The 26,603-nt window shown below is 68.1% G+C and carries 20 protein-coding genes, 1 tRNA gene and 2 pseudogenes; 18 read left to right on the top strand and 5 right to left on the bottom strand.

Annotation, left to right across the window (positions count from 1 at the left end):
- Positions 1 to 14: 14 nt before the first annotated feature.
- Positions 15 to 440, top strand: a complete 426-nt coding sequence (locus ACFVYE_RS24535) for an SRPBCC family protein (protein WP_383964310.1) — start codon at positions 15 to 17, stop codon at positions 438 to 440.
- Positions 441 to 596: 156 nt separating this feature from the next.
- Here the strand turns inward: ACFVYE_RS24535 and ACFVYE_RS24530 are convergent, their stop codons facing one another.
- Positions 597 to 1,424, bottom strand: coding sequence for a DMT family transporter (locus ACFVYE_RS24530; RefSeq protein WP_389607410.1), 828 nt, complete (start codon positions 1,422 to 1,424; stop codon positions 597 to 599).
- Between the two features lie 149 nt (positions 1,425 to 1,573).
- Here ACFVYE_RS24530 and ACFVYE_RS24525 point away from each other — a divergent pair, with 149 nt between their 5' ends.
- From ACFVYE_RS24525 to ACFVYE_RS24515, 3 genes are all read left to right on the top strand, one after another.
- Positions 1,574 to 2,443: a LysR family transcriptional regulator gene (locus ACFVYE_RS24525; RefSeq protein WP_383964312.1), complete on the top strand. Its 870-nt coding sequence runs from the start codon at positions 1,574 to 1,576 to the stop codon at positions 2,441 to 2,443.
- Positions 2,444 to 2,912: 469 nt separating this feature from the next.
- Positions 2,913 to 4,322, top strand: coding sequence for an amino acid permease (locus ACFVYE_RS24520; protein WP_383964315.1), 1,410 nt, complete (start codon positions 2,913 to 2,915; stop codon positions 4,320 to 4,322).
- Between the two features lie 706 nt (positions 4,323 to 5,028).
- A complete protein-coding gene (locus tag ACFVYE_RS24515; protein WP_383964318.1) occupies positions 5,029 to 6,669 on the top strand; it encodes a cytochrome bc complex cytochrome b subunit in 1,641 nt (546 codons plus the stop codon).
- Between the two features lie 9 nt (positions 6,670 to 6,678).
- Here the strand turns inward: ACFVYE_RS24515 and ACFVYE_RS24510 are convergent, their stop codons facing one another.
- Positions 6,679 to 7,068 carry a cytochrome c oxidase subunit 4 gene (locus ACFVYE_RS24510; RefSeq protein WP_383964320.1) on the bottom strand — a complete coding sequence of 130 codons (390 nt, stop codon included), beginning with the start codon at positions 7,066 to 7,068 and terminating at the stop codon, positions 6,679 to 6,681.
- The gene (gene ctaD, locus ACFVYE_RS24505; protein ID WP_383964342.1) at positions 7,065 to 8,708 is read right to left on the bottom strand and encodes a cytochrome c oxidase subunit I; all 1,644 of its coding nucleotides are present in this window, start codon (positions 8,706 to 8,708) and stop codon (positions 7,065 to 7,067) included. The genes ACFVYE_RS24510 and ctaD overlap by 4 nt, the downstream gene beginning before the upstream one ends.
- A 633-nt stretch (positions 8,709 to 9,341) precedes the next feature.
- Here ctaD and ACFVYE_RS24500 point away from each other — a divergent pair.
- Together ACFVYE_RS24500 and ACFVYE_RS24495 are read left to right on the top strand one after the other, a co-directional pair.
- A complete protein-coding gene (locus tag ACFVYE_RS24500; RefSeq protein WP_389607381.1) occupies positions 9,342 to 10,472 on the top strand; it encodes a helix-turn-helix transcriptional regulator in 1,131 nt (376 codons plus the stop codon).
- Between the two features lie 150 nt (positions 10,473 to 10,622).
- Positions 10,623 to 13,331, top strand: coding sequence for a M4 family metallopeptidase (locus ACFVYE_RS24495; RefSeq protein WP_383964326.1), 2,709 nt, complete (start codon positions 10,623 to 10,625; stop codon positions 13,329 to 13,331).
- 400 nt (positions 13,332 to 13,731) lie between these two features.
- Here ACFVYE_RS24495 and ACFVYE_RS24490 read toward each other — a convergent pair whose 3' ends face one another.
- On the bottom strand, positions 13,732 to 13,917 hold the full coding sequence (locus tag ACFVYE_RS24490) for a DUF6381 family protein (protein WP_383978060.1): 186 nt from the start codon (positions 13,915 to 13,917) through the stop codon (positions 13,732 to 13,734).
- A 424-nt stretch (positions 13,918 to 14,341) separates the two neighbouring features.
- Between ACFVYE_RS24490 and ACFVYE_RS24485 the strand changes: the two are divergent.
- The 6 genes and pseudogenes from ACFVYE_RS24485 to ACFVYE_RS24460 form a co-directional block, all read left to right on the top strand.
- Positions 14,342 to 14,732, top strand: a pseudogene (locus ACFVYE_RS24485) (ISAzo13 family transposase); the annotation flags it as partial.
- Between the two features lie 138 nt (positions 14,733 to 14,870).
- Positions 14,871 to 15,629, top strand: a complete 759-nt coding sequence (locus ACFVYE_RS24480; RefSeq protein WP_389607380.1) for a GntR family transcriptional regulator — start codon at positions 14,871 to 14,873, stop codon at positions 15,627 to 15,629.
- A gap of 51 nt (positions 15,630 to 15,680) precedes the next feature.
- Entirely contained in the window at positions 15,681 to 16,940 is a 1,260-nt protein-coding gene (locus ACFVYE_RS24475) for an MFS transporter (protein ID WP_383978066.1), read from the top strand.
- Positions 16,941 to 16,965: 25 nt separating this feature from the next.
- A pseudogene (locus tag ACFVYE_RS24470) lies at positions 16,966 to 17,169 on the top strand (IS5/IS1182 family transposase); the annotation flags it as partial.
- 336 nt (positions 17,170 to 17,505) lie between these two features.
- Positions 17,506 to 17,898: a helix-turn-helix domain-containing protein gene (locus tag ACFVYE_RS24465; protein WP_383978069.1), complete on the top strand. Its 393-nt coding sequence runs from the start codon at positions 17,506 to 17,508 to the stop codon at positions 17,896 to 17,898.
- Positions 17,899 to 17,979: 81 nt separating this feature from the next.
- Entirely contained in the window at positions 17,980 to 18,390 is a 411-nt protein-coding gene (locus ACFVYE_RS24460; RefSeq protein ID WP_383978072.1) for a VOC family protein, read from the top strand.
- Positions 18,391 to 18,403: 13 nt separating this feature from the next.
- Here the strand turns inward: ACFVYE_RS24460 and ACFVYE_RS24455 are convergent, their stop codons facing one another.
- Positions 18,404 to 19,207, bottom strand: coding sequence for an AraC family transcriptional regulator (locus ACFVYE_RS24455; protein ID WP_383978075.1), 804 nt, complete (start codon positions 19,205 to 19,207; stop codon positions 18,404 to 18,406).
- Between the two features lie 177 nt (positions 19,208 to 19,384).
- Between ACFVYE_RS24455 and ACFVYE_RS24450 the strand changes: the two genes are divergently transcribed.
- The 6 genes from ACFVYE_RS24450 (at position 19,385) to ACFVYE_RS24425 (ending at position 26,542) form a co-directional block, all read left to right on the top strand.
- A complete protein-coding gene (locus tag ACFVYE_RS24450) occupies positions 19,385 to 19,801 on the top strand; it encodes a DUF2000 family protein (RefSeq protein ID WP_389607409.1) in 417 nt (138 codons plus the stop codon).
- A gap of 280 nt (positions 19,802 to 20,081) precedes the next feature.
- Positions 20,082 to 20,684: a DUF1349 domain-containing protein gene (locus tag ACFVYE_RS24445; RefSeq protein ID WP_383978081.1), complete on the top strand. Its 603-nt coding sequence runs from the start codon at positions 20,082 to 20,084 to the stop codon at positions 20,682 to 20,684.
- Positions 20,685 to 21,009: 325 nt separating this feature from the next.
- A complete protein-coding gene (locus ACFVYE_RS24440) occupies positions 21,010 to 21,213 on the top strand; it encodes a cold-shock protein (protein ID WP_015613078.1) in 204 nt (67 codons plus the stop codon).
- Positions 21,214 to 21,522: 309 nt separating this feature from the next.
- Positions 21,523 to 21,595 (top strand) — tRNA-Ala (locus tag ACFVYE_RS24435).
- 273 nt (positions 21,596 to 21,868) lie between these two features.
- Positions 21,869 to 25,234, top strand: coding sequence for a PQQ-binding-like beta-propeller repeat protein (locus ACFVYE_RS24430; protein WP_389607379.1), 3,366 nt, complete (start codon positions 21,869 to 21,871; stop codon positions 25,232 to 25,234).
- 15 nt (positions 25,235 to 25,249) lie between these two features.
- The gene (locus ACFVYE_RS24425; RefSeq protein WP_389607378.1) at positions 25,250 to 26,542 is read left to right on the top strand and encodes a hypothetical protein; all 1,293 of its coding nucleotides are present in this window, start codon (positions 25,250 to 25,252) and stop codon (positions 26,540 to 26,542) included.
- Positions 26,543 to 26,603 lie beyond the last annotated feature (61 nt).

Below are 26,603 nucleotides of genomic sequence, written 5' to 3'. Positions count from 1 at the left end.
TTCAGGAGAATCCCGTGGCCACAACCACCGCATCCATCGACATTCCCGTATCGCCTGACCGCATCTGGCAGCTCATCGGCGGCTTCGACTCGCTTCCCGACTGGCTGCCCTACATCCCCGCCAGCGAACTCAGCGAGGGCGGACGCGTCCGCACCCTCGCCAACGAGGACGGCGGCGTCATCGTCGAGCGTCTCGAATCCTTCGACGACAAGGCCCGCACCTACAGCTACTCCATCGTCCGGGCCCCCTTCCCTGTCACCGGCTACCTCTCCACCCTCACCGTGCACGACGTGCCCGGACAGGACACGGCCCGTGTGGAGTGGTCCGGCACCTTCACTCCGAATGGCCTCAGCGACGACGAGGCCGTAGCCGTGTTCCACGGCATCTACACCGAGGGCCTCGCCGCACTGCACCGGACACTCTCCGTTGAAGGCGACTGACAGGCGGCTGAGCCCCAGTTGCCCACTGACGCCGGAGCCCGTCGAAGCCACGGCCGGTCGCTTTGTGCTCTCGGAATCCTCGGCCCGCGATGGTGGTGTCCTTGAGGGCGGCGTTGAACGAGGCGGGCTCCGGGTGGGTGTGATCGGTCAGTACCTTTACGGGGCCGTCTTCTCCTTGGGGTGCTGAGCGACTGTGCCCACGGCGAGGGCGTTGGCGGTCACGATCACGGCGATGGCCAGCCACGATGCCATGTCGATGTGCTGGCCCAGCACGAGCAGGCCGACCAGGGCGGCGAACACCGGGTTGACGCTCATGAAGATCCCGAAAAAGTGGGCCGGGATCCGGCGCAGCGCGAGCAGGTCAGCCAGGAACGGCACGGCGGAGGACAGCACTCCGGCGGCCAGTGCGCACAGCAGAGCGGGGGCCGTGGGCCGGTGGAGCCACAGAACTGCGACGCCTACGGGCAGGTAGAGCAGACCGGAGACGGCCGCGGCGGCGGCCGAGCCCTGCAGACCCGGCAGGCGCTCGCCCACGGTGCGGTTGAGCAGGATGTAACAGCCCCAGCAGACGGCGGCGAGCAGGGCCAGACCTATGCCGAGGTAGTCGGTGCTCGGCCGGGGGCGCATGAGGACCACCACGGCCGCGACGACGGCGAGGGCGCAGACCAGATTGGTACGGCGGCGGGAGCCGGCCAGTGCCACGGTGAGCGGGCCGAGGAACTCCAGGGTGACCGCGAGACCGAGACCGATCCGGTCGATCGCCATGTACAGCGTGAGGTTCATGGCGGCGAACACCGCCGCCAGGCCCAGCACAGGCCGCCATTGCGCGGTGGTGAACGACCGCAGCTGCGGTCGGCCCGCGCCCAGCAGTACTGCGGCTGCCACCCACTGGCGCAGCGCCACAACGCCTACCGGTCCGAGGACAGGGAAGGCGAGGGTGGCCACCGACGCTCCGACCTGGTTGGACAGACCGCTGCCCAGCATCAGAGCGATCCCGGACAGCCGGGGCGGAGCCGTCGGCGGTGCGGCCCCGGCTGTCATTTCCGTACGAGCATCAGTTGCCATGACGCGACCATCTGCCACGACGATGCATACGCAAAATGCATTGGACGCACCATCCATACACTTGGCGCATGGATGGTCGTACGGAGCTTGAGCTGCGGCACCTGCGCTGCCTGGTCACCATCGTGGACACAGGCAGCTTCACCGATGCAGCGATCGAGCTCGGTGTCTCCCAGGCCGCGGTCTCCCGCACCCTGATCGCGCTGGAGCGAATCCTCGGCGTACGGCTGCTGCACCGCACCAGCCGTACCCTCACCCCCACCACAGCCGGCGTACAGGTACTCGCCGGCGCCCGCCACCTGCTCGCCGACGCCGATGAACTGGTGCGCCTGGCCACCACTGGCCACACCCGCCTGCGCGTCGGCCACGCATGGTCGGCAATGGGCCGCCACACCACCGAATTCCAGCGGCGCTGGCACGACCGCCGCCCCGATGTCGAACTGCACCTGATCCGCCACAACACCCCCACCGGTGGCCTGGCCGAGGGCCTGTGCGACCTGGCCGTCGTACGCACCCCCATCGACACCCGCCGTTATGCCCACGCCCTTGTCGGCCAGGAGCGTCGATGTGTGGCCCTGGCCTCGGACGACCCATGGGCCAAGCGCCGCAGTGTCCGGCTGGAGGAAATCCGCGAGCGCACCCTCGTCGTCGACCGCCGCACCGGCACAACCACCCTGGACCTGTGGCCCGAAGGTTTCCGCCCCGCCGTGGAGTACACCCAGGACATCGACGACTGGCTGGCCGCCATCGCCACCGGCCGCTGCGTCGGGGTCACTCCCCAGGCCACCGCCACCCAGTACCGCCGTGACGGCATCGCCTACCGGCCCCTGCGTGACGCCGACCCCGTTCCTGTTCACCTCATCTGGCGCCGGCATGACCCCCACCCTGCTACTCACGCCGCCGTCGCCCTGCTCTCCGACCTCTACCGTGAAGACGCCTGACACCGAGATCTCGACACGGAGTCTCGAAACGGTTCTGCTGGGGCGGCACGTCCTGAGTCAGCGCCGGAGGCCCTGGAGTCGACTGCCGGCCGTCCGCAGGAAGCCGAGGAAGCCGCTGTCCGATTCCCGTCTCGCGGGACGAACTCGTCGTCGGCGCAGGGCCTTCTGGGCCCGTCAGGAGGGTGACCGCCGGCCGCAGTGGGCGCTGGAGCCTTGAGCCCGCGGAGAAGGATGCGCGGTCGCGCGGGCCCGCTTCCATCCGATTTTCGGTCGCGGCCGGTACCTCGGTGAACATTCACCGGTGATTTGTTGTGCGGTGTCCGATAACCGAGCATGGAAGCTTCCCCCGGCGGTTCCCGCAGCAGGCGTGCGCCCGCACGCTGGGCCGCCGCTGCACGGACCGGGGGCCGTGGTGCTGCCTCGCGGGGCAGGCGACGGTACCCAGCACGATGAAAGGCGCACCATCCCCATGCACGACACCGGAACCGTCCCGCAATCGGCTCCGGCCCCGACCCAAGGCCCCGAATCCGCCCGGACGGGGCACCTTCCGTCCCCGGAGCAGGAAGGGGGCAGCCGGCACGCCCGGCGCTTCGGGCTTCCGGTCGCCACCGCACTGGTCATGGGCAACATCATCGGGGGCGGCATCTTCCTGCTCCCCGTGTCCGTCGCCCCGTACGGCACCATCAGCCTCGTCGCTTTCGGCGTGCTCACCGTCGGCGCCATCACACTCGCGCTCGTCTTCGGGCGGCTCGCGCAGCGCGACCCGCGCACCGGCGGGCCGTACGTCTACGTGCGCGAGGCCTTCGGCGATTTCGCGGGCTTCCTGGCCGCCTGGTCGTACTGGATCACCTCCTGGGTGAGCAACGCGGCGCTCGCCGTCACCGCCGTGGGCTACCTGGACGTGCTGCTGCCCCTGCACGACTCGCCGTGGCTGATGATGGCCGCCGCACTCGTCGTGCAGTGGCTGCCGGCTCTCGCCAACCTCGCGGGGACCCGCTACGTCGGCGCGGTGCAGCTCGTCTCCACCGTGCTGAAGTTCGTGCCATTGCTGCTGGTCGCGATCGGCGGGCTGTTCTTCTTCGACCCGGACAACCTCGGTCCTTTCCAGGCCACGGAAGGCGGCGCGCTCGGCGCGGTCTCCGCGTCCGCCGCGATCCTGCTCTTCAGTTATCTCGGCGTCGAGTCGGCGGCGGTCAGTGCGGGCGAGGTGCGCAATCCGCGGCGCAACGTCGGACGGGCGACCGTCCTCGGCACTCTCGGTGCGGCGCTGGTGTACCTGCTGGGCACCCTCGCGGTCTTCGGTACCGTCGCGCACGACAAGCTGCTCACCTCCAGCGCCCCCTTCACCGACGCCGTCAACGCCATGTTCGGCGGCACATGGGGCGGCGCGGCGGTCGCCTGCGCGGCGCTGGTGTCGATCGTGGGCGCGCTCAACGGCTGGACGCTGCTCAGCGCCCAGACCGGGTACGCCGCAGCCCGCGACGGGCTGTTCCCGGCACGCTTCGCGGTGAAGCGGCGGGGGGTGCCCACCTTCGGTGTGATCGTCACCGTCGTCCTCGCCTCGTTGCTGACTGTCTACAACTACATGGCCGGGACGGCCCGGGTGTTCGAGATCCTGGTGCTGGTGACGACCTTCACCGCGACCGTCCCGTATCTCCTGGCGACGGCGGCCCAGCTGTACTTCCTCGTCTCGGGACAGCGCGACCGGGTCCGCCCGGCTCGCCTCGCCCGTGACGCCGTGCTCGCGCTTGCCGCCTTCGGCTTCTCCATGTGGCTCCTGGCGGGCTCCGGATACGCAGCCGTCTACCAGGGTGTGCTGTTTCTCTTCGCGGGTGTCCTGGTCTACGCATGGATGTCGGCCCGCAAGGCGCGCGCCTGACGCCTCGGCGGGGGACTGGCCGGCCGACCGGCCAGCTATGGACGGCCGTAGTGGAGTACCTGCGCTCGACGTGTTGGCTGGAGGTGTCGCCGTAGGGGTGACGGACACGAGACTGGGGGACAGATCGTCCCCCTGTGTCTGTGTGTCCCAGGTCGGCTGACGGCGGCCACGCCGACGGCTCGGGCCAGGCGGGCGGCTTCCTTGCGTATGGCGCGCGGTTCGGTGCGCCGCAGGTCCGCGGCGACGACGCGGGCCGATGGCGGATACGCGGCTGCTCGGCGTCGATCCCGTGGGCCGTCTTCATCACGTGCGGGCGGCCGTGGGCGCCGGGGTTCTGAGCGTTCCCGTCGTGGGGGGTCTGACGTGGACCGGATGTGCGCAAAGACGGCCGGCCGAGGAGGAATTCGTCGACGTTCGGAGTTCCGTCAACTGCCTATGGAGATCGCCGGTTGGGCGAACGGAGTCATGCCGTCGGGAGTGCCGGGGCGACGCGCATCACCCCTTGCGGCGGCGGAGCCCCGCACATCGCTCGCGGGGGGCGCGACGCACGAGCCCGGCCCCACTCTGCACGTCAGGACCAAGTCGGCCGATCAGGTGCCGATCCCGCGATTCTGCGTAGTCCCTTCGAGTAATGCGTTACCCATAAAGGGCGAACCGGAACAATAGGCGGCGTGGGGTGGAAGGAAGATCGACGGGAGAGTGGTGCATGCCCCTGCGGAGACGTAAGGCGCAGCTGAAGGCCCGGGCCGGGCAGGCAGCGGTCAGTGGATACGGTGCGGTGGATGCACGCCTGCCCATCAGCGAGCTGGCCAGGCAGTTGCTGCGCAAGGCCTTTCCCGACCACTGGTCCTTCCTCCTCGGTGAGATCGCCCTCTACTCGTTCGTGGTCTTGCTCCTCACAGGTGTGTACCTCACCCTGTTCTTCGACCCGAGCATGATGGAGAGCGTCTACACCGGTTCCTATGCGCCCCTGCAGGGCGTGAGGATGACGCAGGCCTACACCACCACCCTCGACATCAGCTTCGACGTGCGCGGAGGCCTGCTGATCCGTCAGATCCACCATTGGGCGGCACTGGTGTTCGTCGCCGCGATCGCCGTCCATATGTTGCGGATCTTCTTTACCGGCGCCTTCCGCAAACCGCGGGAGGCCAACTGGATTGTCGGGGTGACACTCTTCGTGCTCGCGCTCCTCGAAGGATTCGCGGGCTACTCGCTGCCCGACGACCTGCTGTCCGGTACGGGCCTGAGGACGGCGGCCACCATTGTGGGGTCGATCCCTGTCGTCGGAACGTACTTGGAGCTGTTCGTCTTCGGCGGACAGTTCCCGGGTAGTGACGTGATCCCCCGTCTGTATCCCGTGCATGTCCTGCTTGTGCCCGGCCTGATTGTGGCGCTGATCACCGCTCATCTCATCCTGGTGTTCTACCTCAAACACACCCACTGGGCGGGGCAGGGGAAGACCAATGAGAACGCCGTCGGCTCACCGGCGTTTCCTCACTTCACCGCGAAGACCACAGGTTTTTTCCTCATGGTGTTCGGCGTACTTACCTTGCTGGGTGCGCTCGCCCAGATCAACCCCGTATGGAACTACGGTCCCTACCGTGCCGACCAGGTTTCCGGTAACGCACAGCCGGACTGGTATGTCGGGTTCCTGGAGGGCGCGCTGCGGCTGATGCCGCCATGGGAGACCGACATCGCGGGCCACACCATCATGTGGAATGTGTTCATTCCGGCGATCGTGCTGCCGGGCGTGGTCTTCACCGTGCTCTTCCTCTATCCCTTCTTCGAGAAATGGGTGACGGGCGACAGCAGGGAACACCATCTGTGCGACCGGCCGCGCAACCGGCCGACCCGTACGGGGCTCGGCGTGGCAGCCATCGTCTTCTACGCTGTTCTCCTGGTCGCCGGCGGCAACGACGTCGTCGCCTTCTCGTTCAGGGTTTCGGTCGAGGCCATGACCTGGATCCTCAGAGCCGCGTTGATCGCCGCCCCGCTCCTGGCCTTCGCGCTGACCAAGCGCCTCTGCCTCGCCCTTCAGATGCGGGACCGCCGCCGGCTGACCGAGGGCGAGGAGACCGGCCAGGTGATTCAGTCGCTGAACGGCGGCCTCTCGGAGAGCCACCGCGGCCTGAGCCCGACAGCCCGCTACCGCATCCTGATGCGTGATGTCCCGACGCCCCTGGAGCTCCCCGCAAAGGGCCCGATCTCGCGTCGGCGACGGCTTCGGTCCGTAATGAGCGGCTGGTACTACGGGGACCGCGTGGAACTGCCTGCCACGGACGAGCAACGGTCCCGGATCGCCGAGCGGACCGCGCCGCCGGAGCCGGTCCGCGAGCCCGAGGGCTGAGAACCGTCCTCAGCCCTGGGCGCGCGCGTATTGGAAGACCATTCCGAACACCCCTGCCAGGACCACGCCCAGCCCGATCAGGAAGAGCCACAGACCGAACACCACACCGAGAGCGAGCACGGCCATCCCCGCGGCTGTCAGCGGCGGCCAGATGCTGTGCGGCGAGAAGAAGTCCACCGGGCCGGATCGCTCATGGATCTTCCCGTCTCCGCGGTCCTCGGGGCGCAGTCCCTTCCTCCGGTAGTTGGTGGCGAAGAAGAACGTGACCAGCGACGCCATAAGGAACGAGATGGTGAGAGCCGCCGTGCCTGTCGGATCCCGGGACCACACGGCGTAGAGAACATCGGTCACCAGAAAGAACCCCGCGACTCCGGCGAAGAGAACGGCCTCGGTCTTCATTCGCCCGACTCCTCGTCGACGCCCGATGTGGAGTGGGACCCGCCCCGGCCGAGGCCCGGCCTCTGCTTCTCCGGCGTGAGGGGGTGGTGCAGGTCGAAGGCCGGCGAGTCGGAACGTACGCGGGGCAAAGCCCGGAAATTGTGCCTCGGGGGCGGACAGGATGTCGCCCACTCCAGGGAACGGCCGAACCCCCATGGGTCGTCCACCTCGACCTTCGGCGCGTAGCGGCTGGTGTGCCACACGTTGTACAGGAACGGCAGTGTCGACAGGCCCAGCAGAAAGGAGCCGACGGACGAGATCGTATTGAGCAAGGTGAAGCCGTCCACCGCGAGATAGTCGGCGTAACGCCGGGGCATTCCGGCCTCACCCAGCCAGTGCTGGACCAGGAAGGTCAGCTGAAAGCCGACGAACAAGGTCCAGAAATGGATACGCCCGATGCGTTCATCCAGCATGCGTCCGGTCAACTTGGGCCACCAGAAGTAGAAGCCGCCGAACATCGCGAAGACCACTGTTCCGAAGAGCACGTAATGGAGGTGGGCGACGATGAAGTACGAATCGGTGAGGTGGAAGTCCAGCGGGGGCGAGGCGATCAGCACCCCGCTGAGGCCGCCGAGGAGAAATGTCACGAGGAAGCCGATCGACCAGAGCATGGGTGTCTCGAACGAGATACTGCCGTGCCACATGGTGCCGATCCAGTTGAAGAACTTGACACCGGTGGGCACGGCGATGATGAACGACATGGCGGAGAAGAACGGCAGGAGAACGGCTCCCGTCGCGAACATGTGGTGGGCCCAGACAACCGCCGAGAGCATGGTGATGCTGATCGTGGCCATCACCATTCCGAAATACCCGAACATCGGCTTCCGGCTGAACGCGGGAATGATCTCGCTGACCACTCCGAAGAAGGGCAACGCGACAATGTAGACCTCGGGATGGCCGAAGAACCAGAAAAGGTGCTGCCACAGCAGCGCCCCGCCGTTCGCGGAGTCGAAAACGTGCGCCCCGAACTTCCGGTCGGCTTCGAGGGCGAGCAGCGTGGCAGCGAGCACCGGAAACGCGAGCAGCGCGAGGATCGAGGTGAACAGAATGTTCCAGGTGAAGATCGGCATCCGGAACATGGTCATACCCGGCGCGCGCAGACAGACGATCGTAGTGATGAAATTGACCGATGCCAGGGTCGTACTGATCCCCGACAGCACCAGGCCCATGGTCCAGAGGTCTCCGCCGGCTCCGGGCGAGAAGACGGCACTGTTCAGCGGAGCGTAGGCGAACCAGCCGAAGTGTGCCGCGCCGCCGGGCACCACGAATCCGGACACCACGATGATTCCGCCGAAGAGGAAGAGCCAGTAGGTGAGCGCGTTCAGGCGAGGGAAGGCGACGTCGGGCGCGCCGATCTGAAGCGGCATGATGGCGTTCGCGAAGCCACCGAACATCGGCGTGGCGAACAGCAGCATCATGATGGTGCCGTGGATCGTGAACAGCTGGTTGTACTGTTCCGCGCTGACGATCTGAAGTCCTGGCCGGGCCAGCTCCGCTCGCATGAGCATGGCCAGCACTCCGCCCAGCAGGAAGAACCCGAACGCGGTGACGATGTAGAGATTGCCGATGACCTTGTGGTCCGTGGTCGTCAGCCACCCCATGAGTCTCACACCGGCAGAGATGCGCTTGTTGGCCACCGGCTCGGCCGGCGCGGCTTCCTGCAGGTCTTGCGCCATCGGTTCTCCGTCCCTCCCGGTTGACTCGATGGTGGAGCCTGCCGGCAGGGACGGCCCGTACGACTGGCGGTGACACCTCGAATTTCACCAGTTCACCGGTGCGCCGATCGGGTGTCCCAGGGGCCTGCTGCATCCAGTGTGCCCGGCGGTCGTGAGTCGGACCGTCGTCACGTCCGGTGCGATTGCCGGGGCGGACCGGGTGACGGGGCGTCTGTTCGGGCGGGAATGCGGGGCTGTGCCCTGGCAGCGGACCAGCCGCGTTCCGGCCCCGCTGCCGGTCCGTGAACCGGGCCGTACGGACCCCGCACGGGCAGGGCGTCGTAGGCGGCCCCGGGCCGACCGTTCCCCGAGCGATCCCGGCGCACCGGACCGCCCTCAGGACCGCCTCGTGCGCGCCCCGAAAGGCGTCGTATCGCACACGGGCCAGCCGGATAATGTGATCAACTCGGCAGTGGTGGTGCAACGAGAAGGGGCGGGGCCAATGGCTGACGGTGCGGCAGGGACCGGGGCGCTCCGGTGTCGCGGCGTGTGCCCGATGCGGGCGTCCGATGGTTCCCGGTGCCGCAGCGCCGAGGTACGGCACTGAGCGCCGAAGGCCCTCGCCAGTCCGGCTCCGCGCCGGATGCGGCAGAGGCATACCTGCTCACGTTCCTCGGCCTGGAGCCGTTGGAGGACGCCGTGTACCGGCTCCTCGTCGACCGGCCCGACAGTGAACCCGCTGCGCTCGCGGGCGAGTCGACGGGGCGAGCCGAAGATGTCGCGTGCGCCCTCGACGTCCTGGTGGAACGCGGTCTCGCCAGCGCCCGACCCGCGGGCGACGCCGTCCTGCGTTATCGGGCCTCTTCTCCCGTGCTCGCTCTCGGCCCCCTGCTGGAATCCCGCCGGGCGGCCTTGCACCGCGTCGAGTCGCTCGTGACGACCCTGGCCGAACGGCACCGTTCCGCCCAGGCCCATGCTTCGGGAGCGCCGGTCGAGGTGCTGTCGGGGGCGGCTGCGATCCGGCGCAGGCTTCTGCTGATGCAGGATCAGGCCACCATCGAGGTATGCACCATGATGCCGCTGCGTGAGGTCCACGCCGTGATCACCGTCGAGGACAACCACGACGAGATCGAAGACGTGCTGATGCGGCGCGGGGTCGCCCTCCGTAGCGTCATCGAGCGCGACTGGCTCGAACGTCCCGAAATGGCAGCGACCGCAGCCGCTTACGCCGCTCAGGGTCAGCACATCTCCGTGGTCGACGAACTTCCCATTAAATTGATCATCGTCGACCGGCGGATGGCCCTGCTGCCGCTCGCCCCGGAGCGCGACGACGTCGATCCGGTCGCGCTGGCCGTGCACGGTACCGGACTGCTCACCGCGCTCAGTTCGCTCTTCGAAGGGCACTTCGAGAGGGGCTGGCGCCTGCTGCCCTCCGGCGTGGACCCCGGGGCCGGACGCACCGGCGGGGCCGGACTCGACGCAGTGGACCGGCAGATCGTTTCCCTGTTGTACGTGGGACTCACCGACGCAGCCATCGCCCGTCAGCTCGGCATGGGGCACCGTACCGTCCAGCGCCGCCTGCAGTCCCTCATGGTCGAGGTGGGGGCGGCCACCCGTTTCCAGCTCGGCTGGCATGCGGCGTGCAGCGGTTGGTTGGACGAGACGGACGCGCAAAGCACCCCGAACCGGGGGGAAAACAGCGCCGTCTGAGGCGTATTTACGCCTCGGCGTGTTCACGCCAGGGACATCTCTTGTACGCCCCACCGACGTGACGAAACATCTAGGCACCGAGCGCGTGGGGCCCCCGCACCTCAGGCGGCTGGGCGAGTTCACGCATCCGTGCGATAGGGGAGGGTTCACGTGTTCCCGACACGACAAAGACGGCTCAGCCGTGTCCTGGCTGCCGCAGTGGTCGTCGCGGCCACCGGCTCCACGCTGCTGACGTCACCGGCCTGGGCCGAGGAGGAGGCGCCGCCGGCCACGACCGTGGCCGGCGACCGGGTGCCCGTCGCGCCCGCCATGACTCAGCGTCTCGACGACACGGTCCGTGAGGGCACTCCGGCCCAGGCCGCACGGGCGCACCTGAAGGCCCACCAGAACACGTACAAGGTTCCGGTCACGGACCTCAAGACCATGAGCACCAGCAAGGACGGCAAGCAGTCGTCCGTCCGCTTCCAGCAGAAGCACAACGGGGTACCGGTCTTCGGCGCCGAATACGCCGTGCAGACCGAGGCGGCGGACGGCGGTCAGAGCGTCACCTCCGCCACAGGCACCTTGTACACGGACCTGTCGGTCTCCACCACACCCAGCGTTTCCGAGGCCACCGCCGAGAAGCGGATGTTCTCCCTCGACGGGAAGCTGTCGCGGGTCAAGGAGACCAGGACCGAGGGCCACGGCCTCATCGTCCTGCCCGACGCCCGAGGCGGCAAGCTGGCCTGGCACTTCACCGTCACGGGCGCCGAGGCCAACGGCAGCCCCGTGCGCCAGGAGGTGTACGTCGACGCGAACATCGGCGGCATCGCCCTCTCGTACAACAACATCGACGCCGCGGACGCCGCGCCGGCCAAGGGGACGGGCGTGCGCGTGGACGGCTCCGAGGCGGAGCTGAACATCAACAAGGAGACGGGCGGGTCGTACACGCTCGTCGACTCCACCCGGGACATGTACGCGCGGACCGGCGGCCAGATACGCACCTACGACGCTCAGCGCAAGAACTACTCGCTCGTGGCGGGCGGCCCGGTCACCGAGGACATACCTCTGGCGACCTCCGCGAGCGACCGGTTCGACGCCACCAACACGTCCTCCGGCGCGGTCGACGCACACCTGAACGCGGCAAAGGTCTACGAATACCTCAAGGACAAGCTCGGCCGTGACGGTGTCGACGGCAAGGGCGGCACGATCTACTCCGTCGTCAACGTCGCGAGCAGCGGCAAGGACTACGCCAACGCCTTCTGGGACGGCTCCAAGATGGTCTACGGCCACATGGACGGCGTGCCGCTGTCCGTGGGCCTGGACGTGGTCGGCCACGAGATGACCCACGGCGTCACCGAGCACTCCGCCGGGCTCGTCTACCTGAACCAGTCGGGCGCCCTCAACGAGGCGATCTCCGACTACTTCGGCAACGCCATGGAGACCGCTGACAAGGGCGTCGCGATGAGCGACCCGACGTCCGGCCTCATCGGTGAATACCTCTGCAACGGCACGAAGCCGCTGGAGGAGTGCGCGCTGCGCGACCTCAACGACGGCCGCAGCGCGCAGACGGACTACAAGCCCATCACGCTCGACATCGACAACGGCGGCGTGCACTCCAACTCCACCATCGTCGGTGGCGCGCTGTGGGACATCCGCAAGAACATCGACGCCGGCCTCGCCGACCGCATCATGTACCGGGCGGCCCAGAACTACCTCACCCCGCTGTCCGGCTTCACCGACATGCGCAACGCGGTCACCCTGGCCGCGAAGTCCCTGAAGGTCTCCGCGGCCGATCTCGACGCCATCGGCCGGGCCTTCGACGACCACGGCATCGAGCGAGGCTGGGAGCAGAAGTCCGGCACACACGACGGCACCACCATCGGCGCCGACGTCCTGCCCGCCTACGAGGTCTACAGCGGCATCGACGAGCAGGCCGCCCAGATCAGTGGCGATGTCTACGCCATCGGCCACGGTGACGCGATCGCCTGGGACCAGGGCGGCGCCGCCTTCGGCATCACGGTCGGCCGCTTCGGCAAGAAGCCCCAGCACGAGCTGGCGCAGTCGGACGCCTACCTGATGGACCCGTCCCTCGACGACGAGCGTGTCGTCTTCACCCGGATCTCCGCCGCAGGCGTCGGCATCTACCGTGCCGGTGACAAGGGTCAGGGCGCGATCAAGAAGCTGGTCGACACCCCGGACGCCGATGAGACCGAGCCGGTCACCGAGAACGGCGCCCTCGCCTACATCAGCACCACTGCCGACGGCGAGCAGGACGTCATGCTCCTGAAGGCCGACGGCACCACGGTCGACGTGACGCCCGAAGCCGGCACCAAGGCCTCGCGCCTCGTCATGAAGAACGGCACCATCGCCTGGGCCGGCGGCGACGGGACGTACCTGTACGTCTACGACATCGCCACGGGGACGACCCAGAACAAGCGGATCCCTGGCTTCCTGTTCAACAGCCTCTCGGACATCCAGCTCACTTCGGACCGCGTCTTCTACCGCATCAGCGGCGGGTTCCTGATCCCGAGCACCACCATCGGATCGACACCGGCCGCCGACGTGACCCAGATGAAGAGCCTGACCTACCCGAAGAGTCTGTACGTCGCCCAGTTCTCGGTCAGCGACGAGTACTTCGCCTACTCGACGTACGACATCTGGGGCGCTCTCGGCGGCTGGACCGGCCCGACCAAGGTGAAGGTCTCCACGACGGCGGACGTGCTGGCCGGGCTGAACAATTTCAACCTCGCTTCCTGCTCCTCCGGTTCGCAGCTGGCCCCGTCGCTCGGTGACGGACAGCGGATTGTCTGGCTCGACACGACGGCCGCTGCGACGGACGTGGTGACGCGCGGGACCTTCGCGGGAACCTGCGAGTAGCGTCCGCCACTCGCCGGAGGTGGTCACCGGATCTCCCGGTGACCACCTCTTCGCGTACGGGCGTCGGAACGCTCGTCCAGTGGCAGCGACCGGGCGTGGAAACGCGAAGGGGCCTCGCCCAATAGGCGAGGCCCCTTCGTGTTGCTGAGGCTGGGGCAGCGCGCGTCGCGCTCGACACGGCGGCGCTGGGGCGGGGCGGCTCACAGCCGGCGCGCAACGTAAGCCTGATCGCTACGCGGTCCCGCTCAAGCGCCACCCGCTGAAGCCCACGACCGGCAGCGTGAAGAGCTGCCTGGCACGCGATGCGGGCGCCCGCAGCGGCAGCGACGCATGGTCCGGCCGGTGCCTCCGGCGCTCAGAGCGCTGGAGACCACCGGCCGGTGTGTGTAGCGGGGGCCGGCTACATGGGGTCCACGTTCTGCTTGCCGCCGCGGCCCTCCTGCTCGCTCTGCTCCTGCAGTCGGCGGGCCTGGTCCGTCAGCCGCTTACGCTCCTTCGGGTCCGTGGTGCGCGCGGCCTCGTCCTTCATCTCCTGCGCCTTGGCACGCATCTGCTGGGCACGGCCGGATTCTCCTGCAACGCTCATGATCACTCCTGGATCTGTCGGGAAGAGCGGGCCTCATCAGCGAAACAGCGCTCCGGCACCCACGCATCTCGAACAGTCACCCACCGCTATCCCTACAGCTCAGGCCCGCCCCGCTCGTGTGCCGGGGCGCGTTTGCCCGCTGCATCCTGTGCAGGCATCTCCCGACCAGACCCTTGGCGGTTGGATTGGCCGGTCGCGGTTCGCCGCCATCGTCGTGGACAGGAAGGCATGAGCGAGGACAGGGTCGTGGCATCCGGGCGAGGTGGCCCCGGCCTGAACGGCCTGCAGGGGATCAAGGTGTTGCTCTCCGTGCCGGAGCCCGTTGTTGTGATATGCGTATCCCGGACGAGTTTCGTGACCAACTCGGCGTTAAGTTCGCGGTGTTGTTGCCATATCTGGTCGAGCGGCAGCGGTGGCTGATGAGGCGCTCCACTCCCAGCCCTGCCCTGCCGTCCCGGCGGCGCGAGCCCCCAGGCACCTGCCGCGAAGTGGGACCAGGTCCTCCTGTCCGATCCCGCCCTGACCAGGGTGGCGACCCGCCGACAACTCGACTGCCCCACCACCACGTTGGCCCCCGACGGTGCTGCCTGTCGCGGCCGCCCGCCCAGGCTCGCCTTCCACGGACAGGTTCTGGCCACCGTGCTCCATCTACGGGTCGCCCCGGCCGCAGAACCTCTCGCCGTACTCTTCAGCAGCAGCCGCACGGCCATGCACCGCACCCTCCTGAAAAGCAGAAAACTACTCGGGCCCACGGAATCTCCATCCCGCCCGCGACAACCCCACCCGCAGCCCTCGCTTGGGCGGTGCGACTCTGATGAGCATCACACGGACCTCCGTAGCAGCTTGAGCACCGAGCGTATTTCTACTCCAGTAGCTTTCACCCGGTGCAGTAGCTTGCCAACGCCGCCTGGAATCACCAGCTGCCGCGCAGCAGAGCAACCGGAGGATCACAAATGCCCCGAGAGGCGCCTTACCTTGCAGTAGCCGACGCGCTGCGCGCACGGATTCTCGCGGGAGAGTGGGAGATCGGGGAGCGCCTGCCGTCCCGGGCGCAGCTCGCCGAGGAGTACGAGGTCGGGCGCAACGTCATGCAGAGGGCCATGGACGGTTTGATCATCAAGGGCCTCCTCGAAGGACGCGCGGGCTCGGGTACCTACGTCCGTATGCCGCGCGAGCGCCTGCAGATCGTCCGCTCGCGGCACCGCGAACGCCGGGGCGGCTCCCCCACCCGCGCCGGCCTGGAGGAGCGGGGCAAGGCCGGCGCCTGGGATTCGCACAGCAACGCGCGCGTCCCCGCCCCTGAGGCAATCGCCGAGAGGCTCGCCATCAGCCCCGGAGACCTCTGCGTCAACACGCACTACGAATTCCTCGCCGACGGGCAACCCGTCCAGCTCTCCGAATCCTGGGAGCCGATGGCCATCACGGACGGAACGCCGATCGTACTTCCCGAGACGGGCCCTCTCGCGGGAAAGGGGGTGGTCGAGCGCATGCGCTCCATCGGCGTGGAAATCGAGACCGTGGTCGAGCTGCCGCGCCCGGCTCGTGCCACCCAGGCACAGGCGAACCTACTGGGGATCAGCGTCGGGGACCTGGTGCTCCAGATCGAGCGGACCATCTACGACACCGACGGACGTCCGGTGGAATCCGCCGACATCGTCATTCCGGACGTGCGCCGGGAAGTGGCCTACGAATTCGGAGTCGACCAGCCGTAGCCCGTTGAATTCAGTGGAGCGAGATTTAAGAGCCGAAAGCAGATGATTCGAATGTCAATGCCCTCCCGGTTCGGACTCCTGCGCGATCCGGACTTCGGGCGTTTATTTGCCGCCACCGCGCTCGGCCAACTGGGCGATCGCATCATTTTTCTGGCGTTGCCTCTGGTTGCAATCGTGGCATTGAATGCTGACGAGTTCCAGGTTGGACTCCTGACGGCGATGACCGCGGCAGGCTCACTCCTGGTCGGGCTACCGGCAGGTGCGTGGGTGGACCGCATGCGGAAGCGATCAGTGATGATCAGCACTGATCTCGCGAGGGCGGTGGCCCTCTCGACGATACCGGTGGCGTGGTGGTCGGACCTTCTGACGATCTGGTGGCTCTACGCAGTCGCGTTGGTTCATGGAGTGCTGACAGTCTTCTTCGATGTCGCGTACGTCAGCTATCTGCCGCACCTGGTGGGACGCGGCAATCTCGTTGAAGGAAACTCGAAACTCTCGGCAATACGCTCGGTAACCAGTATCAGTGGACCAGGGATGGCGGGACCACTGGTCGGCTGGCTCGGAGCCCCTGCAACGCTTTTGGTGAGTTCGGTCGGGATGGCGATGTCGGGTCTGCTCGCGACCAGTATCCGCAAACGCGAAAAGAAGCCGGAGCCGAGTGAGCATCCTCAAATGATTCGAGACATCAAAGAGGGATTGAAGTTTGTTCTCAAGCGTCCCACCCTGCGCGCAATCATCCTGGGAGACGCGATATTCAACCTCTTCCTGGTCATGTATCAAACCATGTTGCTGGTCTTCTTGGAGAGGGAGATAAACCTCGAGTCCTTCGGTATCGGCCTCGTTCTGTCAGGAATGGGCTGTGGTGCCCTGCTGGGCGCACTGTCGGCAACCAGGGTCTCGAAGCGGATCGGGCAAGGTCCGGTCATCTGGCTCGCACCACTTGTCACCTGTCCGCTGACAGTCCTGATGCCGTTGGCGCATCCGGGTTGGAGCGTGTATGTGGCTGCGCTCGGACTCGCGTCCCTTTCCCTGGGCGGAGTCATCCGCTTTGTGGCTCAATCAAGCATCCAACAGACCCTCACACCAGATCGGCTCCTGGGCCGAATGAGCGCGACAGCCCGGTTCGTCTCCTGGGGCGGCATCCCGCTCGGCGGGCTGTTGGGGGGAGCCTCGGGCTCTGTGTTCGGAGCAAAGACTACATTGTGGATCGGTGCCGCCGGCATGACGTTGAGTACCCTCCCGTACTTCCTGTCACCGCTTCGAAGCATGCGCGAATTGCCCGAGGAAGAAGATCCCGAGCTCGTGCGCTGAGGATTGCAACGGCTGACACCATGAGGTGGACCGGCCTCGATGGCCATGTCTGGCAGGGGAGTTGAGCGTTCGGTCCGGTGTGGGGACGTCGCCGTGGATCGTGTCGGATGAGCCGGGGGACCGCCTTGAGCCGCTGCTGCCGCAGCGCGACCGGCGCCTTTGGTGTCCGGGCCGTAAACCGTTGCCGGACCGGGAGGTGCTGTGCGGGATCCTGTACATGCTGCGCACCTGACCGGCTTCCACAGTCGGGGTCCAGCCGTTCTTGCGCTCCAGCGGCGCAACCGCGCCCCGCGTCCACGCCAATGCCGACTCCCGCGGCTCTGCCCGGGAGAACGAACCGGCCGGGCACCTCGGTCGGACCCGCCGACCGACGCCGGGCACTCTCCGGCCTCGCATCCCACCCCATGACAAGCCCGACGAACCGTCACCACAAAGAATGTTGCAGTACTGGCCAGCAGTACTGCCGGGCGCGGGCCGTCGTGGTGCGCCATCTTGTGCGGTGAGGGAGGGAGCGGACAGGTCTGGATCTGCCACGGACGGCGGTGAACCGTGGTGTGATGGCGCCGTGAGCCGCGCTGCAGAAGAGACCAACCGCCGCATGCTTCGGGCACGGGATGCGATGGACCGCGCCTACGCGCAGCAGCTGGACGTCTCTGCCCTGGCCCGGATCGCCCATGTGTCCCAGGCGCACTTCACGCGCACCTTCCGGGCCACGTTCGGCGAGACGCCGCACCGCTACCTGCAGCGCCGCCGTGTCGAGCGTGCGATGTTCCTGTTGCGGGAGACCGAGCGGAGTGTGACGGACATCTGCTTCCAAGTCGGCTTCGGCAGCCCGGGAACCTTCAGCCGCACATTCCGCGACATCGTCGGCCGGTCACCGAGGACGTACCGCAAGGAAGCGGTGGCCACGGGCGTACCCACGTGCTTCACGATGGCGTGGATGCGGCCGAGCGACTGAGCGTCCGCACTGCCCGTACCGTCCGTCGATTGAGCAGTTCTGGATAAGTTTTCGTCCGGCTTGCCCAGTAGCGTGATGCACATGTTCAACGCCATCACACACTCACAGATCTACGTCCTCGACCAGGACGAGGCCCTTGACTTCTACGTCGGAAAGCTTGGTCTGGAGACCAACGCCGACATCGACCTGGGCTTCATGCGCTGGCTGACCGTCAGCGTCCCGGGTCACCCGGAGCGCCAGATCCTGCTGGAGAGGCCGGGCGCTCCGGCGATGTCCGAGGAGACGGCGCAGCAGGTCCGCGAGCTGGTGACCAAGGGCGTGATGGGTGGCTCGCTCATCTTCAGCACGGACGACTGCCGCAAGACGTACGAGACGCTGCTGGGCCGGGGCGTCGAGTTCACCGAGGAGCCCACCGATCGTCCGTACGGAACCGACTGTGGCCTTCGCGACCCCTTCGGCAACAGCATCCGCTTCACCCAGCTGAAGGCCTGAGGACGGCCCGTGCTCAACTGGCTGCCCCGGTATGGGCGTACTGGCCTGGGGTGATGCCCATGACCCGCTTGAAGTGCCGGGTGAGGTGGGACTGGTCGTAGAAGCCGGTGGCGGCCGCGACCTTGCCCGGCGGCTGTCCGTCGAGTAGCAGACGGCGGGCCAGGTCGACGCGGCGGGACGTCATGTACTGGTGGGGTGCGATGCCGAAGGCGGCGCTGAAGGCACGAACGAGATGCGTGGGGTGGGCGTGGACCAGACGTGAGGCTTCGGCCAGGGTGATGGTTTCGAGCAATCGCTCGTCGAGGAGGTCACGCAGGTCCTGGGCGACACCGCGGTCGGGCCCCGCTCCGCCGACGACCAGCCTGGGGCGCAGGTGCCCGCGCAGGCGCTCGCTGATGAAGGCCAGACGGCTCTCCGCCTCGAACTCGTCGCCCCGGTCGGCCAGGGCTGTGTGCAGCTGCCCGACGCGTCTGCGCAGGACGCAATCGGTGAGGTCCGGGCCGTCCACCGCCGGACCGATGAAGCGCTCGTCCAGCTGCGACATGTCGAGATAGAGAACGCGCTTGCGGAAGCCGTGAGGGGTGGCAGGTGAGCCGTTGTGCGGGACCTGCGGCGGGAGCAGGCTCACGGTGTCGTCCGGGGTGGCGCGCTCGTGGCGGTCCAGGTCGTAGCGGACCGCGCCGTCGTCGACAATCAGCAGGGTCCAGGCATCGTGGACGTGCATGGGGTACGCGTGCTCGGTGAAGTGGGCGTGGAAGACCTCCACGACCCCCGCGACCGGCGGGCGCCAAGCGGAGATTTTCTGCCGGGGCATCATGCAAAGAACGTACAAGACGGAGAAGGCGGAACCCGGGAGTCTCGAAGCATGAGAACCAATGATGAGACCGAGACCGAGACCGAGACCGAGACCGAGACCGAGACCGAGACCGAGACCGAGACCGAGACCGAGACCGAGACCGGGGTCCGGGTCGAGACCGGTGCGGGCGACGAGAACGTGCCTGTCCGCTTCGACACGAAGATCGCCGTACTGCTGCGCGACGACCTGGAGCCCTGGCAGCGGCTGAATGTGACCGCCTTCGTGGTCAGCGGGCTCGGCACGGCATCACCGGAGGTGATCGGCGAGCCGTACGCGGACGCCGACGACACCACGTATCTGCCGATGTTCCGCCAGCCTGTACTGGTCTTCCAGGGCACGAAGGAGACGCTGACCACTGCGCACGGTCGTGCACTGTCCCGCTCGCTACCGAGAGCCGTGTTCACCTCGGATCTGTTCAGCACGGGCAACGACCGGGACAACCGGGCAGCTGTACGGGCCGTGGGAAAGGACCAGCTCGATCTGGTAGGGATGGCCATATACGGACCGCGCAATGCGGTGGACAAAGTCCTCAAGGGCGCGCGGATGCACGCCTGAGCACCGAACCCCACGAACGTGCCCTCACCCTCGAAGCCATCATCCGTATCACCAGCAGAGGCAGCGGCCCCGGCGCGCAGTCGGCCGCGAGGCCAGACGACCGACCGGGCATCTCGTCGGCAGCTCTCCCGGCCGGCCCCACCGATTCCGCCCAGATCCTCAACGGCGAAGGCGGCACCCGCGGCTGATCACCGTGCACAGCAGGCTGGGAGAGGCGCCGGCGCTCCTCGCCGCCCCAAAGCACCGACTGACCGCCTCGCCCGCACAACGGAGCAGACACATGAGCAACCAGCACGCCATTGACTGGGACGACGCGACCTGGCTCAACCCTCCTCTCGACGCTGTCAGCGACAGCGCCGGACTGCTGGTCACCACCCGGAACCACAGTGACTTCTGGCGCACCACCAGCTACGGCTTCGTTCGGGACAACGGGCACGCGCTGCTGACCGCCCTGCCGGACGCCGGCGCCATCGAAGTGACCTTCGTCGCCGACTTCGACACCCTCTACGACCAGGCCGGACTCATGGTCCGCGTGGACGAGCAGACGTGGATCAAGGCCGGCGTGGAAATGACGGACGGCGTCCCACACCTCGGCGCCGTCGTCACCCGCGGCCACTCCGACTGGTCCTTGGCCCCCGTGCCCGACTGGAACGGACGTCACATCACCGTCCGGGCCAGCCGCGACGGCGACGCCGTGACGATCCGGGCCCGCCGCGACAGCGACCCATGGCGCATGGTCCGGCTCGCCCCACTCTCGATCGAGGCAGCAGCATCAGCCGGCCCCTTCTGCTGCTCCCCACAGCGAGAGGGCCTGAAAGTGCGGTTCACCGGCTTCTGTCAGGGGCCGGCCGACGCATCACTCCACGACCCGACCCCGTCGTAGATCAGGGGGGCAACACGCCCCTGGAGCCGGAAGGGCCTCCGGTTCGGAGCAAGCCCGCTCCTGCCGCGCGCCTTTCATGTGCGCGCGGGCAGGGCCCGGATTGTTTCGTGGCTGTCGGGCGACATTCTCAACTCAGGATCGATGATGACTCATTGCTCTCTGGTGATGGGCGGTCTCGCCATGTAGTGTCACCGGCAGATGTCGTGGTTCGCAGTACCTGCCCGCGCTCCGGCGCGGGCACTTTGCTGTGCAGTGCCTGAGAACCAGGGCGATCACCTCCGGGTCCGCGCGGTGCGGATCCGACTATCGACTGAGAGGCACCGGCATGGCCAGCGGAACCGTCAAGTGGTTCAACTCGGAAAAGGGCTTCGGCTTCATCGCTCAGGACGGCGGTGGCCCCGACGTCTTCGCGCACTACTCCAACATCAACTCCACCGGCTTCCGTGAGCTCCAGGAAGGCCAGGCCGTCACCTTCGACATCACCCAGGGCCAGAAGGGGCCGCAGGCGGAGAACATCACCGCCGCCTGATCCGGCGACAGGCACCGCTGGGCCCCGGAGGATCCACTCCGGGGCCCAGCACATTCCGCTCGGCCCATTGGGACGCGCCCCGGGCCTCGGCGTGCAGACCGCCCGCGGGACTCCGGGCACAGAAGACCTGGGACCCGGAGCCGCCGCATGCTGCTCTGCTCACTCGCACTCCGAGCGCACAGGCGCCGGCCGCCGATCCGCAGCGCCATGCCGGTCCGCGCTCGACGAGCCAGGCAGCTGGTCAGTGAACACCCCTCGGATAATCCGGAAGCACGGAGCGCAGACGGCTTCTAGGATCACGAGCAGGGTGGGGCTGTAGCGCAGTGGTCGTCGCGCCTTCACGGCATGTAGGAAGACGCCGGTTCGAATCCGGTCGGCCCCACCCGACTCTTCGTGGTCGAACCCACGTCTGCTCGCATGCGGTCGGGTCTTTGAGTCCGAGGCTGCGGGAAGTCGCGCAGCAGGCGCAGGATCCCGTCGACCTCTCCACTCTCAAGGCCTCCCGTCATCGAGGACATGAAAGCGCTGATGGCACGTCTCAAGCGCCCCGCGTGACCCAACATCCATGAACGGGATGCTGAACATTTCCGGGCGGCTCCGTGAAGTCGCTCAGGACCGACCGGTAACCGAACAGCGGATCATTAACGTCCGCTTTATGAAACACATATGCAGAACAGCCGGGCTCGCCCTCGCGCTGCTGCTTCTCGTGCTGGGCACAGGCGCCCAGGTCGCGTCCGCGCATGTCACGCGCGAGCATGCGGAACTCGTAGTCGCGCCCGGTGACAACGTCACCAGCGGTCGCCTGATCGTGCACAACGCCGTCGTGGCTCCCGAGCAGGCCGGTGCGTGGGCGGCCGGGCTGCTCTCGGCCCCCTGCCCGGCCACCGGCTCGGGCGTGCCCGGTGACAACGGCGGCGTGCCCGGCGGCGTCGTCATCGAGCTGGCGTGGAGCTGCCACGTCGATGCGCTCGACCTGAGCCCTCTCATCGACAAGGGCGGACTGACCCAGGTCGTCGTCGAGTTCGACGGCACGGCGGTGGACGCCTCTGCAGCCACCCCGGTCGTCGACGTCCGCGGCGCGCACGCCCTGCCGTCGTTCCCCTGGCTCACGGTCGCGCTTGTCACGGCCGCCGGTGTCGTACTGCTGCTCGCGGTCTGCCGACCGCCGTTCCTCGTCCGCGGACTGCGCGGTACCCGGCGGCGCTGGCAGCTGGCGACCGCCGGAGCCGTCGCGCTGTCCTTCCTCGCACCCCAGGCGGCCTTCGCCGACGACAGCGCGGATCCGGTCGACACCGTCACCGTCGAGGGCACCGTCTTCAAGGACCGCAACGGCAACGGCGAGCGGGACAAGGGCGAGCAGCCCATGCCCGGCATCGACGTCACCGACGGCGCCGTGTGGACCACGACCGGCGCGGACGGCTCGTACAGCCTGCACTTCGACCCGAAGCGGCGCGAGACCGACCTCGTCAGCATCGTCTCGCCCGACGGATATACGCCGGCGCTGCGCAAGGACTACATCCCGCAGTTCTTCCACAAGGTCCCCGAGACCGGCGGCAGAGGCGTCGACTTCGCGCTCGTACCCGACCGCAACGCCTCGAACCCCACCGAGAAGTGGGTCATGAACTCCGACCCCGAAGTCGGCAACCGCACCGACGACGAGGCCCTCCGCGCGCTGCCCCAGTGGACCGGCCAGGTTCAGGCGATGTCCGAGGTCGACGGCGCGACGATGCAGATCGCGACCGGTGACCTCACCGTGACGGACTACGCCGAGGAGCCGCGCCGCCAGGGCGGGTACGACCTGTTCAGCAAGGGCCTCGAGGAGGGGCGGCTCGGTCACCCCTTCTATCCGGTGATGGGCAACCACGACTTCGGCGGCACGGCGACCTCCCAGGGATACGCCGGCAGCATGGAGTACTACCGCCGCAACCTCGCCCCCGAGTGGTACAGCTTCGACCGCAACGGCCGCCACATCGTCGTCCTCGAGGACAACTACGACGCGAGCGGGCTGAAGCCGCAGCTGGAGTGGCTGCGCCGGGACCTCGCCCGGCACGCGGTCGGCAAGCAGGTGTTCGTCTTCGCCCACCGCTCTCTGTTCACCCAGTGGGGTCCGGGTGCCGGCATGCAGCCGACGATCGACGAGCTCGCCAAGTACGACGTACGGATGGTCGCCGCCGGTCACAACCAGCAGGCCGAGTTCCGGCGCGGCGCCTTCAAGCGGTCCGTCGAGATCAACAACCAGGGCACGTACGGCATCGACGGCGCCCACCCCGACTACAAGGTGCTCGACTTCAGTGCGATCACGGATGATCCGCGCACGCCCCGCAACGAGGACACCGGCCATGTGACCGGAATCCACCGGCAGTTCGAGATCGACGACGACGCCGCGCTGGTCAGCCCCGCGCAGGGAAGCGTGCACGGCGCCAAGGCCGCAGTGCCCGTCGAGGTGTACGCGGAGGACGACGGCCGCACGCCCGCCAAGGCGGTGCTGACCGTCCGCAACAGCCGAGGGCACCTGGTGAAGCGTCAGGACGTGCGCTTCGGCAAGGGGGCGTCCCGCCCCGGGATCGAGAACTGCTACACCCCGCCCGGCGGCACGCCGGAGCCCTGCCCCGACGCACGCGGCGCCTGGACGCGGGCGAGCGGCACACTGCACGGGCTGCGGCCCGGCACGTACACCGCCGAATCGGTCGCGTACGACACCCGGGGTAAGCAGTTCCCCGCCGTGAAGAACACCTTCGAGATCGTGCGCGACTCCGAGCTCGCGAAGCCCAGGACCGGGCAGGACTGGCTGCGACAGGGTGGCGACGAGGCCGGTCGGTCCGCGAGCGTCGACGAGCCCGGCGCGAAGTTCGACCTCAAGTGGACCCGCCACACGGGCGAGCAGTTCAACCTCAACGGCTCGGTGGTCACGGACGGCAAGCTCATCGTCTCGTCCCGCGCTTTCGACTCGCCGTACAGCATGATGCTCGCGTACGACATCGCCTCCGGGCATGAACTGTGGCGTACGTACCTGGACGGCGATGCCGAGTCGGCGCCGACGCTCCACGGCGGCGTGGTCTATCTGACCACCGGCGTCGGCCGGATCTACGCGCTCGACGCGGCGAGCGGCCGCATCGTCTGGCAGTCGATCGACCGAGAGGAGACCCACGGGGACACCGTGCGCCGCTACGGCCGCGCGGGCGGACCTGTCAGCGTCTTCGCGCTGGCGGGCGCGGAGCGCCGCTCGGTCGCCGTCTACCAGGACGCCTACACGGTCCGCTGCCGGGACGCCGAGACCGGCGGGATGCTGCCCGGCGGCTTCGGCGCCGCGTTCTCCTGGGGACAGGCCCACAGCACGGTGATCCGCGAGCCCGGCTCCAACACCGCCTACCTGCAATCCATGTCGAGCAACACCGTCATCGCCATGGACCTCGCGACCTGCACCCAGCTGTGGGTGAAGGACCCCGCGGGCGACATCGACAGCCACTCCTCGCCCGTCCTGACCGACCCGGCCACGGGCGAGGCGAAGCTGGTGACGTTCACGGCGTACGGCGTCCGCGGGCACGACCCGAAGACGGGCACGGTGACCTGGGAGTCCAAGCTGGGCGGCGGCAGCACCTGCGAGCCGGGGCGCGCCCCGCTCACCAGCCCGGCCGTGTGGGGCGACATCGCCTATGTCGCGGGCCGGGACGGTGTCGTACGCGCCTACGACACGAGCGCGACCGATCCGTCGAAGCCGGTGTGGGAGGCCAAGTCCGGCTATCTGGCGGGGGAGAGCCCGCTGGACGACAAGTGGCGGGTCGCCATGGGCTGTTCGGCCGGCGCCGGTTCGCCGACGATGCACCCGCTGGTGACGAAGTCCCATGTGTACGTCGGGACGTGGGACGGTCGCCTGCTCGTCCTGGACCGGGCAAGCGGGACGCAGGTCGCCTCGTACAACCTCGGCGCGGGAGTGGCCTCGGCCCTCTCCGTGAGCGGTGACTGGGTCTTCGCCCTCACGGACGACGGCACAGTCCACGCGCTCGCCGCGCGCCGGAAGTAGAGGGGAAGCACCACCGTGCGATCACCTCGCAGCGGGGTGCTGCTCCTGCTGGCCGCCGTCCTCGCGCTGCTCCTGGGCAGCGCGGGGACGGCGAAGGCGCACCCCTTCGGAACCCCTCCCGTCGTGAAGATCGAGGCGGCGGGCACCGCCGTCGACGCCACCTGGTCCGCGCAGCGGGACGACATCGCCGTCCTGAAGAACGAGTCCGGGGATGACGAGGCGGGCTATCTGCGCTCGCACATCGTCGTACGCCAGGACGGCCTCCCCTGCCGTGTGGACCGGGCGCAAGGCGTGAAGCTCCACTTCGTCTGCCCGCGGCCGGTGGACCGCATCGAACTGACCGTCACGGCGCTGACGGACGTCGATCCGGCGTACCGGACACTGTCGGTGACGGGCACGGGCTCCGGCGGGCTGCACACGGCACAGGAGCCGACGCGGACGCTGACCCTGAAACCGGCGGCCGCTGGTACCGCCGCGGTCTCACCGGCCGCTTCGGGCCCGGGGGCCTGGACAACCGGCCTGACCTCGCTGCTGGACCACGGCGCGGCCCTCCCACTGGCTCTTCTCGTGGCCGCGGCCGTGGGTGCGCTGCACGCCTGCGCGCCGGGGCACGGGAAGTCGCTGGCCGCCGGGTACCTGGTGGGCGGCAGGGGCAGGCCGCGCGACGCGGTGTGGCTGGGCGGGATCGTGGCCGTGATGCACACGTTCTCGGTCGCCGCCCTGGCGGTCGGCTGGTGGCTGGCGGCGAACAGCACGCCGGACATCGCGGCGCTGACGGGGTGGCTCCAGCTGATCGCGGCGCTGGTGGTGGCCGGGGTGGGCGTGGGCCTGCTGCGGCGGCATCTGCGCCACCGAAGGCACCACCAACCCCATCACGGGCCTGATCACGAGCACGGGCATGACCACGGGCATGACCACGGGCATGACCACGGGCATGACCACGGGCACAGCCATCACATCCCGGATGCCCCGTCCCTCCTCACCTGGCGAGGCCTCGTGCTTCTCGGCGTGTCGGGCGGCCTGCTGCCCTCGCCGTCCGCCTTCCTCGTCCTGCTCACCGGCCTGCTGACCGGCAAGGTCGGCATCGCCCTCGCGATGGTCGTCGCCTTCGGCCTCGGCATGGCGCTGACGCTCACCGGCGTCGGCCTGATCGTGCTGCACGGCCGGGACGCGCTGCTGGACCGTGTCTCCCGCTCCCGGACGCTGCGGACGTGGACACCGAGGGTTCCACTGCTCGCGGCCTCGGCGGTGGTGGCCGGAGGGACGGTGGCCTCGGCGGTTGCCGCAGGCCACCTCCTTGCTCCGTGATCTCCGTAGCTCCGTGAGTTCCGTGACGTCCCCGTACGACAAAGGCGCCCCCGTCCGGCAT

Source organism: Streptomyces sp. NPDC058239 (genome assembly GCF_042882185.1).
Taxonomy (GTDB): Bacteria; Actinomycetota; Actinomycetes; order Streptomycetales; family Streptomycetaceae; genus Streptomyces.
The sequence above is the reverse complement of the archived record's forward strand: the minus strand, read 5'-3'. Positions and strand labels throughout refer to the sequence as shown.